A 13,336-nucleotide genomic window follows, 5' to 3' on the forward strand; every position below is an offset into this window, starting at 1 on the left:
CATCCTAGGGATGTCGACGAACTTGACATCGCCCGTAGGCGGCGCGCGCAAGTCGTTGATCTTTCGGCGTTCCTGGCGGTGGCACATCAATTGCGTGCCAGCTGGGAAGGCACTCGCGTCGAGTGCACCGAACGGGAAGCAAGATGAACAAGATCAAGCAATGGGGTGCGGCCTGCATCGCAGCGGCAAGCCTCATGGCCACCGGCACCGTCCAGGCTGACGCCATCAAGGTCAGCATGACGGTCGACAACTCCTACGCCCTGTTTGTGGGCAGCGGGAACGGCGCCACTACCTTCGTCGGTTCTGACGGCAACTGGCCCACGGTCGAGACCTACAACTTCAACCTGAACGCCGGCGACTATCTGTACGTGGTGACGGCTTCGGACCACTCGGCGGCCCAGGGCTTTCTGGGCCAGTTCGAGAACCTGACCAAAAACTTCAAGTTCTACAGCAACGATCCCCAGTGGCAGGTCATGTCCACCGGCCTGGGAAGCAACGCCCCATACGACGGCACCGCGGCCTCGCTGGCCCTGCTGTCCGCCGAGATCCAGGATGCCAATGGCGGCGGCAACCCCTCGAACGGCTGGACCAACTTCACCGCCGGCGGCGCCAACGGCGCGGGCCCCTGGGGCCCCATGGCCGGCATCGACGGCGCGGCGCGCTGGGTCTGGTACGCCGGTGGCAACTGCAACAGCAACGATCCCACCATCGGCGGCTGCGACGCTGGCGAATGGCTGGTGTTCCGCATCGCCGTGGCCGCCACCCCTGACAACCCGACGGGTCAAGTGCCCGAACCCGCCTCTCTGGCCCTCGTGGGCCTGGGCCTGCTGGCTGCCGGTGCAGCCCGCCGACGCGCCTGAGCGCCGCCCTGATCCACACTGCACAGGGGCTTCGGCCCCTTTTTTTGCGCCCGTCACGGGCGCTCAATTCAGGCTCCGTCTTCCTCGTCGGAGGCACCTGTGTGGCCGCCTGGGACAACCTCAGCGTCGGTTTCGACATCAGCGGCTCGGGCAAGGCCCATCTGTCGCTGGACGACGCGGCCTCTAGCAGCTCCGACCGCCGCGCTGTGGCTGGCCGGCCTCGCCGTGCTGGGGCCCTTGGCCTCGCGGCGCCGGGCTGCCCGCGGCAGCTGAAGGCGACCACCGCTCAACGCGCCGGCACGGAGAAGCGGTAGTCCAGGCCGAAAGCCACGTTGTCGGCCTTGAACTGCCCGCCACCTGCGCTGCGGGCCTCGATGCGGCCGACGCTGAAGTTCAGCGCCAGGCGCTCATCCAGCAGCCAGCGCACACCCGCGCTGGCCTTGGCGGACTTGCCGTGCACATTGGCGCCGGCCAGCAGCTGGGCAAAGCCTTGCAGACGCTCGCCCGGGCCGGTCAAGGTCTGCAGCCCCAAGCCGCCCAGGATCTCGGCATAGCCCGGATAGCCCAGATAGGCGTTGTAGGCTGCCGAGGCCTGCAGCGGCAGGTACCAGCGCTGGCCCACCGGCACGTCGAGCTGCAGGCCGAGCATCTGCAAGGCGGGGCGATCCACACCGCGGTAGCTGAGATGCAGTTCGGTCTGGTGCAGCACCGACAGGCGCAGGCCTTCGTAGTGCGCAGGGCTGGCGCCCTCGCTGCTGCCGCCGGAGCGCAGGTGGTGGGTCAGGCTCAGGCCCCAGGTCTGGTTGCGCGAACTGCCTTTGGGGGCGCTCAGATAGCCCGTCGACAGCGACAGGCCGAGGTCGCGCGTCAGCGCGTATTCGGCAGACAGCTTGGGATAGACCAGCAGGCCGGAGGCGGTGTCGATGACCTCCGACGAATAGCCGCCCGAGCCCAGGCCGAGTTGACCGTAGAGCGTGAAGTCGCGCGCGACGCGCCAGCGCTGGCCGACGCCGCCCAGCAGCTGGTTGTACAGCGGCAGGCCGTGATAGCCCATGCCCAGGGCCGCGAACCAGTAGCTGTCGCTGCCGAAGAAATGGGCGACCTGCAGATCGGCCACGCCGATCGTGCCCTTGTTGGAACCCTGGGGCGAACGCTGGTGGTAGTTGTCCAGCGACAGCGTCAGCATGTTCTCGCCCATGTCCGCGCTGGCGCGGCGGTCGTCCGCGGCCGACAGCGGCTGGCCCTGGCGTGCAAACGGCCCCGTCAGATAGCTGAAGGGCACTTCCAGCATCAGATTGGCCTGGGTGCCGTCGATGAGGGAATGGCGGAACTTCAGCCGCGAGACGTTCGCGCCCAGCGTGAAATCGCCGAAGTCATAGCCCAAGCCGACATAGCCCTTGGCGAAGCCGCCGCTGCCCGACAGCAGCTTGCTGTGCTCGACGCTGCGCCCGCCGCCGCCACCGCCTGCCGACAGGCCGGCCATCGCGAACAGCGGCCCGGCCAGCGGCCGCCTGAGGTGCACACCCAGGTCCGCCGCCACGAAGCCACCGTAGGCCCCCCGGACGAGAGGCGCATAGAAGCCGCCGCCCAGGTACACGCCGTCGAGCACCTTCTGGTAGGCATGCAGGCCCATCAGATCGATGGGGCGGTCGCCCGGCACCTTGACGGTCTGGTGCTCCAGCGTCAGCAGCGCGTCGTTGCTGCGCAGCTCGGAAGCCTCGGCGGCGGGCGGCGCTGGCTGCTGCGCCTGTGCGGCGATGCAAAGCGACAGCGCGATGCAGGCAAAGGAGAGGTTAGCGAGGCGGAACAAAGGGAGCCGGAACATGCAAGGTCGTCGGAACGGCCGGGCATGCTCTCACGAACTGCGGCTCTTTCTGCCCGGCGCGGCCCGTGAACCTGGGGATGCCAGAGCCCTGCTCCCGCAACTGTCACGAAGACCTGTTGCAATCGCCGGCCCTCTGGATGGCAGGCCGCGGGCCTGACGACAAACAACGCCATGCCCGAACGCACCGCCCTTTCCAGACTGCTGGCCGCGCTGGCCTTGACGATGCCCCTGCTGGTCGCAGCCCAGACGCCGCAGCCGCCGTTGACCGCCGCGGAGCGCGCTCAACGCGAAGCGGATCGGGTGTTCGACGTCATCAGGTTCCACACCATCCGCAACAAGCCGGCGGTGGAAGCCGGCAGCAAGCCGGCGCGGCCGCCTGCACCACCGGCGCAGCGCGTGCTGCCCCACACCTTCGCCGCGCCTGCGCCGCTCGCCGCCACGGCACCGGCCGCGGAAGCCGTCGTCGGCATGAGCGCTGCGCAAACGCCCGCGGCCATGCCGCAGCCTGCCCCGGCGGCTTCGGTTCAAGTGGACGAGCCCGCCGGCACTGCGCCGACGCCGGAGGCAGAAGCCGAGACGGAGGAACCCGAAGAGGCGCCGCTGCGCATGCAGAACTTCGTGGCTCCGACCCTCACGCCCGCCCTCCAGGCCACGCTGGGCGCGGGTGACCGGCATGTCAGGGTGAGGCTGACGGTCGAGGCCGACGGCACGGTCAGCCGGGCAGAAGCGGTCGCCGGCGTGCCACGGCGGCTGGCCAGGCCAGCGACCGAGGCCATCCTGCAATGGCAGTTCGCGCCGCTGCCGCAGGCACGCACCGCCGAGGTGGAGATCGCCTTCCGGCGCGATTGAGGCCTACTGAGGCGCCGAGGCGGCCTTGACGAGCGCCTCGACGGCCTTCGTGGAAGCCTCCCCGGGCAGCGCCCATGCGAAGCCCTCGACGCCCATGGCAAAGGCATCCATGGTTTCCTTGTAGGGGCTGTCGTTCGGGCCCTTGAGCAGCACGATGAGGCGGTAGCCGCTGTTGACGGCCACATAGCTGACGGCGCGCAGGCCGTTGGGCAGCCTGCCTTCGTAGCGGCCGCCCTCGACACCGCCAAGGGTGACGGGCTTCGCCGCATCGCGGGTCAGCTTCTTGTCGAAGGGGTTGCCGATCTTGACGGCGCCATCAAGCGCGTCATAGGGCCTGGCCGGGTCGGGCTCGGCAAAGCTCCACACGACGATGAAAACGGCCTTGGGATCGTCGGTGCGCGAATACACCGCCATGCCCGCGGGCCTGCCGGTCTTGTCGGGCTTTTCCTCACGATTCACTTCGCTGACGCCGTCGGGCACCTTGAAGCTGCCATACGAGGTCTTCACTTCGGCGGCATGCGCCGGGGACGCTGCGCAGAGCAGGCCGAAGGTCAGGGACAGAGCGGAGATCAGGCGTTGCATGGTCAACCGAGGCGTTGCGTTGGATGGCGTGAGGCTTGCAGCTATGCCGCCGTCCGCACGGAACGGCGGTCACGCAGCGATCAGTCTTCCTTGTAGATGCGCACCCAGTCGACCAGCATCTTGGCCGGCATGGGCGTCGTCGCATCCGGCGCACCCGGCCAGTCGCCGCCGACGGCCAGGTTGAGGATGACGAAATAGGGCTTCTCGAAGACCCAGGTGCCGCCGGCCGGCAGGGACGAAGGCGTCAGGCGGTGGAAGTCGACGCCGTCGACCTGCCAGATGATCTCGTTGGGCCGCTTGATGAGGGTGTAGGTGTGGAAGTCATCGGCCACCGGCTTGCCAAAGTCATAGGGCTTGCCGATGCCCTGTGCGCCGGAATAGCCGGGGCCGTGCAGGGTGCCGTAGGTGGTGTTCGGCGTCTTGCCGATGAACTCCATGATGTCGATCTCGCCCGACTTGGGCCAGCCGGCCGTCGCGAGATCGGTGCCCAGGGCCCAGAAGGCCGGCCAGATGCCCGTGCCGGCGGGCAGCTTCATGCGCGCCTCGACCTTGCCGTAGGTGAAGCCGACCTTGCCGTTGGTGTGGATGCGCGCCGAGGTGTAGTCGCAGGGCTTGTTGTTCCAGCAGGGGCCGGGGTTGACGGCCTTCTCGGCGGTGATGACGAGCATGCCGTTGCCATCGGTCTGCGCATTGCGGGCGTTAGACGTGTAGTACTCGTACTCGTGGTTGCCCCAGCCGCCGTTCTCGGCGTTGCCGAGGTCATAACTCCAGTTGGCGGCCTTGGGCACGGTGCCAGCGGCGTCGTCGAACTCATCGCTCCAGGTCAGGGTCCACTTGTTGGACGGCGCGGGAGTCGGTGCAGGCGCCGGAGCTGGAGTCGGTGCAGGCGTGGGCGCGGGGGCCGGTGCAGGCGTGGGCGCCGCCGGCGCGGCCGCGGCCGAACCGCCACCACCACCACAGGCGGTCAGCACGGCGGCGATGGCAGGCAGGGCATGGCGCCAGGGGCTCGGGGCCGGTTTGATCTTGTTCATGCTTGTCTCCGTCTTCTTTGAAAGTCTTGTTCAGCCGCGCCAGTCCTGGAGGAAGTTCCGATACCACTCGGCGCTGGCCTTGGGCGTGCGGGCCTGCGTCTCGTAGTCGACATGCACGATGCCGAAACGCTTCAGATAGCCGCTGGCCCATTCGAAGTTGTCCATCAGGCTCCAGACCATGTAGCCGGCCATGGGCACGCCCTGCTGCATGGCGCTGGCCACGGCGGCGATGTGGTCGCGCAGATAGGCGATGCGGTCGTCGTCCTGCACGCGGCCGTTGACAACGGTCTGGTCCTTGAAGGCACCGCCGTTCTCGGTCACGTAGACGGGCGGCAGGCCGGGGTAGTCGCGGTGCAGCAGGCACAGCAGGTCGTCCAGGCCCTGGGCATAGATCTCCCAGCCCATGTCGGACACCGGCAGGCCGCGCTCCTCGGGCTTCCAGTCGGCGCCGCTGGCTGACACGACGCTGCGGGTGTAGTAGTTGACGCCCAGGTAGTCCATGGGCTGGGCGATGGATTCCATGTCGCCGGGGTGGACGACGGGGGCGTCCGCGCCGAGTTCGGCCAGCACCTCTTCGGGGTAGCTGCCCTTGAACAGCGGGTCGGCGTACCAGCGGCGGCCGCGGGCGTCGGCCAGCGCCGCGGCGGCGATGTCCTCGGGCATGGCCGTGGCCGGCACGGTGGACGACAGGTTGAGAACGATGCCGAGCTGGCTCCTGGCGCCATCGGCACGCAGGGCCTGCAGGGCCAGGCCGTGGCTGAGCAGCAGGTGGTGGCAGACCTGGGTGGCGATCCTGCGGCTCTTGATGCCGGGCGCGAAATTGCCCTGCTCGTTGCCCAGCACGGCGATGACCCAGGGCTCGTTGTGCGTCGTCAGGCCGTCCAGGCGGTCGCCCAGGCGCGCGTTCACATGACGGGCGTAGTCGACGAAGCGGTGCACGGTGTCGCGGTCGTTCCAGCCGCCGCGGTCCTGCAGGCCCTGGGGCAGGTCCCAGTGGTTCAGCGTCGCGAAGGCCTGGATGCCGCGCTTCTTGAGCCCGTCGACCAGCCGCTCGTAGAAGTCCAGGCCCTTGGGGTTGAACTCTCCATGGCCCAGGGCCTGCACGCGCGGCCAGGCGATGGAGAAGCGGTAGCAGTTGACGCCCAGCGACGCGATCAGGTCGAGGTCGCTCTCCAGGCGGTGGAAGTGGTCGCATGCCACTTCGCCGTTGCTGGCGTCAGCGATGGCGCCGGGCTGCTTGCAGAAACGGTCCCAGATGGACTCGCCCTTGCCGTCCTCGTGGGCCGCGCCCTCGATCTGGAAGCTGCTGGTGGCCACGCCCCAGACGAAGTTGGGCGGGAACTGGCGGTGCAGAGGAGCTTGTGACATGAAGAGTTCTTTTGGTTTTTATTTGACGGCGCCGGCGGTCAGGCCCGCGATGAGCTGGCGCGACGAGATGACGAAGAGGACGAGCAGGGGCAGGGTCGCGATGGCCGAGCCGGCCATCAGCGCGCCCCATTCGGTGCTGGTGGTGCTGAAGAGGCTGCGCAGGGCCAGCGGCAGCGTGTAGTTCTCGGCCGTGCGCATGACGATCAGCGGGTTCATGAAGTTGTTCCATGAACTGATGAAGGTGATGAGGCCCAGCGTGCCGAGGGCCGGCTTCATCAACGGCAGGGCGATGCGCCAGTAGATGCCGAGCTCGCTGGCGCCATCGATGCGCGCGGCGCTGAGCAGTTCCTTGGGCACCGTGGAGGCGGCGAACTGGCGCATCAGGAAGATGCCGAAGGCGCTGGCGGCGCCCGGGACGTAAAGGGCGCGGTGGGTGTCGATCCAGCCCAGGGCGTCCATGACCATGAAGCTGGGGATCATGTTCATGAAGGCCGGCACCATCATCGTGCCCATGACCAGGGCGAACAGGACCTTCTTGAAGCGGAACTCCAGCATCGCGAAGGCATAGCCGGCCATGGAGCAGAACAGCAGGGTCAGCGCCGTGGACATCAGCCCGACGTAGAGGCTCCAGCCGACGTTCTTCCAGAACGGCAGCCGCGTCGTCAGCACCGCGATGTTGTTCAGCAGCTCGGTGCTGAACCACAGCGGCGGCGGCACGTTGAAGATGTCGGTGCGCGACTGGGTCGCGAACACGAACATGAAATAAAACGGCGCCAGCATGATCAGCGCACCGGCGCCGACGATGAGGTAGGCCGCGTATTTCGGCATCGTTCTTCTCATGCCTCGGCCCTCCGGTCGGCGAAGGCCTTGTTGGTCAGCCAGGTCAGCAGGGCGATGACGCCGAACATGATCCAGGCCAGAGCACTCGCGCCGCCGAAGTCGCTGAAGTCGAAGGCCTCGCGGTAGAGGTACATGGCCACCGTCATGGCCTGCTGGTCGGCACCGCCCTTGCCGTTGGTCAGGATGAAGGGCTCCTCGAAGAGCTGCAGGCCGCCGATCAAGGACAGCGTGACGCCGAACAGGATCATGGGCTTGAGCCCCGGCAGGGTGATGCGCAGGAACTGCTGCCAGGGGCCGGCACCATCGAGCTTGGCGGCCTGGTAGAGGTCGTGCGGGATGGTCTGCAGCGCGGCCAGATACAGCACCACGTTGAAGCCCACATAGCGCCAGAACACGATGATGGCCACGGCCGGCTTGACCGCGTCGGGCGAGCGCATCCAGTTGATGTGCTCCATGCCGAACAGGGCCTCCAGGGCCTGGTTGACCATGCCGTAGTCGGTCGAGAACAGCGAGCCGAACAGCATCGCGATGGCGACGGTGGACGTGATGTAGGGCAGGAAATAGGCGCCCGAGAACAGGCCGCGCCAGCGCCCGAAGGACTGGTGCAGGAAGACGGCCAGCGGCAGCGCCACCAGGTGCTGGGGCACGCCGGACGCGAAAGCCAGCCACAGTGTGTTGCGCAGGGCCTTCCAGAACCAGCCGTCGGTCAGCGCAAAGACGAAGTTGTCGAGGCCGACGAATTTCATCGAGTCGATGCCGCTGGTCGGCTCCCAGGACTGGAAGGACAGCCAGGCCGAGAACACAAGCGGGAACAGGCCGAAGACGGCGAACAGGATCAGGAAGGGGCTGACCAGGAGGTAGGGCGCCCAACTGGCAGGAATGCGGGCAGGGATGCGGAACTTCATCAGCGGCTCGCCCTGTGCACGAGCAGGGCCTGGGCGTCTTCCAGGGCCTGGGGGATGGGCTTGCCGTACTCGAGCACGTTGTCGAGTTCGGCGTTGATGACCTCGTCGGCGAACTTGTGCTGCCTGTGCATCTTGACGACGGGGATGCGGCGCGCGGCCTCGCGCCACAGCACGCGCGCGTGCTGGCCGCCGAGGAAGGGCACGGGCTGGTCGAAGAAGGCGTCCTGCTGCGCATCCAGCAGGGCGGGGAAGGCGTCCTGGGACTTGAAGGCCTCGAGCTGACGTGCACGGTCCAGCGTCAGCTCCTGCACCAACTGCCAGGCGAGCTGTTTCTTCTCGGGCGACGAGCGGCGCGGGATGGCGTAGTAGGTGCCGCCGTAGGAGCAGAAGGTGTTCTCGGGCAGTTGCGCGATGCGCCACTTGCCGGCCGTGTTGGGCGCCACCCAGTTGGCCATCTGCCCGGCCATCCAGCCGCCCGACAGTTCGGTGGCGAGGCGCCCGCGCTTGAGCATCTCGGCCCAGTCGTTGAACCAGACCTCGACGCGGGCATCCAGCTTCTGGCGGCGCACCTTCTGGGCCAGTTCGAAGGCGCGCACGAAGCGCGGCGAGGTGATCTGGGCGCGGCCCTGGTTGTCGAAGAACTGGCCCTCGCCCGCCGGCGTGCCGCCGCGCACGATGATGTCCTTGAGCAGGCGCACGTCGCCGATCAGGTAGGCGCCGGTCTTGGCCTTGAGCTGCAGGCCGGCGTCGACATAGGCCTCCCAGGAACTCGTCAGGTCGCCTTCCTTCAGGCCGGCCTGGGCCAGCAGGTCGGTGCGATAGAACAGCGAGCCGGGACCGATGTCGGTCGGCAGGGCCACGATGGCGCCGTCGCGGTTGCGGGCCGTCTCGATGGCGAAGGGCACGAAGCGGTCCTTGAAGCGCTCGGCGCCGAAGGCCGGGGCCGACAGATCCTCCAGGCCCGAGCCCAGCGAGAAGCGGCCGAGATAACTCGTCTCCAGCGCGATGACGTCGGGCAGGTGGCCGGACGTTGAAAGCGCTGTCGTCATTGCCGTGTGGTGATCGTCGTACTGGCGGCTGATGACCTCGGTGCGGATCTCGGGGTGGCGCTGGCTCCAGCCCTTCAGCACGTCCTTGGCAATGACGTCCACCAAGGGGAAGGCGGCCACGGTGAGCGGCGGCTGTTCCTTGGCATGCCCCAGGCCGGCAACGCCGCCGAAGGCGGCCGCGAGCAGGTGGCGACGGTGGAGGGGATGGGTGTCGAACATGGTATGAAAGCGCTTTCAAGATTGTGCGGCAAGCCGGCTTCGACCCCAGCAGCACAAACCCTAGGGCAACTCCAGACGAAGGCTCGTCCTCCCTAGAAACCCCTGATGGCAACGTTTTGTCACCCGATCCCCGGGTTTTCACCGCTGACTGCGAAATCACTGGTGGCAAAGTGGTATTCAAGAGGTGGTAGCAGTCACAAACTGGATGCATACCAGTTAGAACCAGCTCCAAAGAGCCTGCACGGAGAGGCAGGCCAGCCGCCGGAGAGCCCCCGTTGGGACTCTCCTTTTCAACGAGCTCTTGCACAGACCAGGACGTCTCTCATGAAGCAGCCCTCATCCAGCATCCCGATGCACCAACTGCGTCGCCTTGCCGCCATCACCGCCACCGCCTTTGCGCTGGGCGCCAGCGCCACCGCGGCCCTGGCCCAGACCTATCCCGCCTGGGCCCCCGACGTCTACTACACGGCCGGCACCGTCGTCAGCTACCAGGGCCACAACTACCGCGCCCTGGTCAACCAGACCGACTACGCCAGCACCGGCTGGAACCCGACCAATGCCTCGCTGTGGACCGACCTGGGCGCCGCCTCCGGCCCGGCGCCTTCGCCCGCGCCGACCCCGGCGCCCACGCCCGCCCCGACTCCTGCCCCAACGCCGGCTCCGTCTCCCGCCCCCAGCCCCGCCCCGGCACCGAGCGGCACCTGCGCGCCCGTGTGGGTTGCGGCCACCGCCTACAGCGGCGGCGCCATCGCCAGCAAGGGCACGACCAACTACAAGGCCAACTGGTGGACCCAGGGCAATGACCCGGCCACCAACAACGGCCCGGTCGGCTCCGGCCAGCCCTGGACCTCGCAAGGCGCCTGCACGACCGGCCCGGCCCCGAGCCCCAGCCCGTCCCCCAGCCCCTCGCCTTCGCCGAGCCCGTCTCCGTCGCCCAGCCCGGCCCCCTCGCCCGCACCGGCGCCCGGCCTGAGCGACCCGAACGCCAAGTCCGCCAACCAGAACGGCCGTGCCTACACGACCTACTACCCGAGTTGGAGCGACAACTGGTTCGATGCCACCGGCAAGTCGATGAACGAGGTCTTCACGCTCAGCAACTTCGCGCGCATCCCGGCCAACTACACCCATGTGGTGGCGGCCTTCGCCCAGCCCAACTTCACGTGGGGCGGCATGGCGGCCAACAACTGGTCGGGCACCGGCATCAACTTCAACGGCCGGCCGTCGGACATCAAGGCCGCCATCGACGTGCTGCACGCCCGCAACATGAAGGTCATCCTGGCCGTGGGCGGTGCCACCTACAACAGCTGGGGCACGCTGTCGGCCGAAGGCAATGCGGGCAGCGGCCCGACCATCACGGCCCTGTCCAACCTCATGAAGGACGTGGGCTTCGACGGCCTGGACGTGGACTACGAAGTCGACGGCATCACCACCGACCAGTACGCGGGCGCCGTCAAGGCCATGCGCAAGGCGGTGGACCTGGCCGGCGGCGGGCGCATCCTGACCGTGGCCGCCTGGTCGTCCGGTTCGGACTGCACCGGCGCGACGGCCAGCGACCCGCAGTGCTCGGGCGTGGGCATCAGCTACTGGGGCGGCAAGGCCGGCGGCGAACGCCTGCTCGTCAACGCCTACCCGGCGCTGAAGACGGCGTTCAACATCGTCAACATCATGAGCTACGACGCCCGCTACGAGCACTACGACGGTGTGACGGCGTGGAAGTCCTACCGCCAGCTCTTCCCGAGCAGCACCATCGTGTCCATCGGCTTCGAGACCGCGCCGGAAGGCTGGTCGGGTGGCCAACTGGTGGTGAACAACGCCGACGCGCAGTGCACGGGTTCCGTCATCCTGCAGAACAGCTACGGCACCAACATCAACCAGCCCTACTCGGTGGAGCGCTATCTGAACGCGGTGACGACCAGCACGCTGGCCAACAAGAACCCGCGTGACGGCGCCATGCTGTGGCAGGCCCTGAAGACGGCGAGCGGCAGCTGCGGCAGCGCGCCGCTGGCTTCGCCGGGTGCCATCGGCAAGAAGGCCGCCGGCATGCTCAACCTGGTCGACGACCCGGCGCTGCAGAACGCGCCCTGGAAGTAAGTAGCTCGCCTTGAGCTGAACCGCCGCCGCGCCGGATCACCGGGCGGCGGCCTTTCTTTCATCTTCTCGGAGAACCCCATGATCTCGCGCCCGCCCCTGCCGCGCGCGGCCAAGCCCTGGCTGCTCGCCGGCGCCCTGGCCCTCAGCACGGCCGCCTTCGCCCAGACCTATCCCGCCTGGAAGGCCGACACCTACTACACGGCCGGCACGGTCGTGAGCTACAACGGCCACAACTACAAAGCCCTGGTCAACCAGACCGACTACGCCAGCACGGGCTGGAACCCGACCAACGCCTCGCTGTGGACCGACCTCGGCGCCGCTTCCGGCCCGGCCCCGGCTCCTACGCCAGCTCCGACGCCGGCGCCCACGCCGGCCCCCACACCAGCGCCGACACCCGCACCAACGCCAGCGCCAGCACCGAGCGGCAACTGCGCGCCCGTCTGGGTCGCCGCCACCGCCTATAACGGCGGCGCCATCGCCAGCAAGGGCACTGTGAACTACAAGGCCAATTGGTGGACCCAGGGCAATGACCCGGCCACCAGCAACGGCCCGACCGGCAGCGGCCAGCCCTGGACTTCGCAAGGCGCCTGCAGCGGCTCGCCCAGCCCGGCGCCGTCTCCGGCACCAGCCCCTGCACCGACTCCGGCCCCCACGCCGGCACCGACGCCCGCTCCCTCGCCTTCTCCCTCACCTTCTCCGTCGCCGAGCCCGGCCCCCGCGCCCGCCGGCAAGCACCAGCTCATCGGCTACTGGCACAACTTCACCAACCCGTCGGGTCCGACCTTCCCGATCAGCGATGTGCCGGCGGCCTATGACGTCATCGTCGTGGCCTTCGCCGACGACGGCGGCAACGGCAACATCAGCTTCAACCTGGACGGTGGATCCGGTGGCGAAGCACGCTTCATCGCCGACATCGCCGCGGCCCATGCCAAGGGCAAGAAGGTGGTGCTGTCCTTCGGCGGCCAGAACGGCACGGTGACGCTGAACAACGCGACCAACATCACCAACTTCGTCAACAGCGTCGAAGCCATCATGCGCAAGTACGGCTTCGACGGCATCGACCTCGACCTGGAGAGCGGTGCCGGCGTGTCCTGGGGTGCTGCGGTGCAGACCAATCTGGTCACGGCCGTGAAGCAGCTCAAGGCCCGCATCGGCAGCAGCTTCTACCTGTCGATGGCACCGGAGCACCCGTATGTGCAGGGCGGCTATGTCGCCAGCAGCGGCATCTGGGGCGCCTACCTGCCCATCATCGACGGGCTGCGCGACGAGCTGACGGTGCTGCATGTCCAGTACTACAACAACGGCGCCGTCTACACGCCCTACTCGACGCAAGGCCTGGCCGAGGGCAGCGAGGACATGCTGGTCGGCGCCAGCCGCATGCTGATCGAAGGCTTCACGACCAACAACGGCACCGGCACCTATGTCTTCCGCGGCATCCGTCCCGACCAGGTCGCCTTCGGCCTGCCCTCGGGCCCGTCCTCGGCCAACTCGGGCCTGGCCAGCGTCGCCACCATCACGGCGGCCTTGAACTGCCTGACCCAGCTGACCCAGTGCGGCGCCATCAAGCCGCCGGTGGCCTATCCGACGTTGAAGGGCGTCATGACCTGGTCCATCAACTGGGACAAGAAGGACGGGCAGTCGTTCTCGAACGGCGTGCGCAACGCGCTGAACACCTTGCCCTGATGGCGTGATCCCCGGCGTTTCGCGGGCCGAGCGC

The 13,336-nt window shown here is 67.9% G+C and carries 11 protein-coding genes; 4 read left to right on the top strand and 7 right to left on the bottom strand.

All coding sequences use genetic code 11. The features are described 5' to 3' along the window. Nucleotides 1-143 precede the first annotated feature (143 nt). Nucleotides 144-860 carry a PEP-CTERM sorting domain-containing protein gene (locus AC3WOE_RS12040; RefSeq protein ID WP_492690693.1) on the top strand — a complete coding sequence of 239 codons (717 nt, stop codon included), beginning with the start codon at nt 144-146 and terminating at the stop codon, nt 858-860. Between the two features lie 286 nt (nt 861-1,146). On the opposite strand, the gene AC3WOE_RS12045 is transcribed toward AC3WOE_RS12040, so the two are convergent. Further along, nucleotides 1,147-2,670 (bottom strand): hypothetical protein, encoded by a 1,524-nt coding sequence (locus tag AC3WOE_RS12045; RefSeq protein ID WP_492690694.1) that lies wholly within the window; start codon nt 2,668-2,670, stop codon nt 1,147-1,149. 186 nt (nt 2,671-2,856) lie between these two features. Here AC3WOE_RS12045 and AC3WOE_RS12050 point away from each other — a divergent pair, with 186 nt between their 5' ends. Then, nucleotides 2,857-3,534, top strand: coding sequence for an energy transducer TonB (locus AC3WOE_RS12050; protein ID WP_492690696.1), 678 nt, complete (start codon nt 2,857-2,859; stop codon nt 3,532-3,534). Nucleotides 3,535-3,537: 3 nt separating this feature from the next. Here the strand turns inward: AC3WOE_RS12050 and AC3WOE_RS12055 are convergent, their stop codons facing one another. The 6 genes from AC3WOE_RS12055 to AC3WOE_RS12080 form a co-directional block, all read right to left on the bottom strand. Continuing rightward, a complete protein-coding gene (locus AC3WOE_RS12055) occupies nt 3,538-4,116 on the bottom strand; it encodes a hypothetical protein (RefSeq protein ID WP_492690698.1) in 579 nt (192 codons plus the stop codon). A gap of 80 nt (nt 4,117-4,196) precedes the next feature. After that, on the bottom strand, nt 4,197-5,147 hold the full coding sequence (locus AC3WOE_RS12060) for a glycoside hydrolase family 16 protein (protein WP_492690699.1): 951 nt from the start codon (nt 5,145-5,147) through the stop codon (nt 4,197-4,199). A gap of 30 nt (nt 5,148-5,177) precedes the next feature. Beyond that, a complete protein-coding gene (locus AC3WOE_RS12065) occupies nt 5,178-6,515 on the bottom strand; it encodes a GH1 family beta-glucosidase (RefSeq protein ID WP_492690700.1) in 1,338 nt (445 codons plus the stop codon). Nucleotides 6,516-6,533: 18 nt separating this feature from the next. Next, nucleotides 6,534-7,355, bottom strand: a complete 822-nt coding sequence (locus tag AC3WOE_RS12070; RefSeq protein WP_492690701.1) for a carbohydrate ABC transporter permease — start codon at nt 7,353-7,355, stop codon at nt 6,534-6,536. Continuing rightward, nucleotides 7,352-8,260 (bottom strand): carbohydrate ABC transporter permease, encoded by a 909-nt coding sequence (locus AC3WOE_RS12075; protein WP_492690702.1) that lies wholly within the window; start codon nt 8,258-8,260, stop codon nt 7,352-7,354. Before AC3WOE_RS12075 ends, AC3WOE_RS12070 begins: the two co-directional genes overlap by 4 nt. Further along, nucleotides 8,260-9,528: an ABC transporter substrate-binding protein gene (locus tag AC3WOE_RS12080; protein WP_492690704.1), complete on the bottom strand. Its 1,269-nt coding sequence runs from the start codon at nt 9,526-9,528 to the stop codon at nt 8,260-8,262. Before AC3WOE_RS12080 ends, AC3WOE_RS12075 begins: the two co-directional genes overlap by 1 nt. A gap of 324 nt (nt 9,529-9,852) precedes the next feature. Here AC3WOE_RS12080 and AC3WOE_RS12085 point away from each other — a divergent pair, with 324 nt between their 5' ends. Both AC3WOE_RS12085 and AC3WOE_RS12090 read left to right on the top strand, forming a co-directional pair. Beyond that, complete coding sequence (locus AC3WOE_RS12085) at nt 9,853-11,619, top strand: glycosyl hydrolase family 18 protein (protein WP_492690705.1); 1,767 nt, start codon at nt 9,853-9,855, stop codon at nt 11,617-11,619. 78 nt (nt 11,620-11,697) lie between these two features. Beyond that, nucleotides 11,698-13,302, top strand: coding sequence for a chitinase (locus AC3WOE_RS12090; protein ID WP_492690706.1), 1,605 nt, complete (start codon nt 11,698-11,700; stop codon nt 13,300-13,302). Nucleotides 13,303-13,336 lie beyond the last annotated feature (34 nt).

The sequence above is a fragment of the Roseateles sp. FW305-36 genome (genome assembly GCF_058787015.1).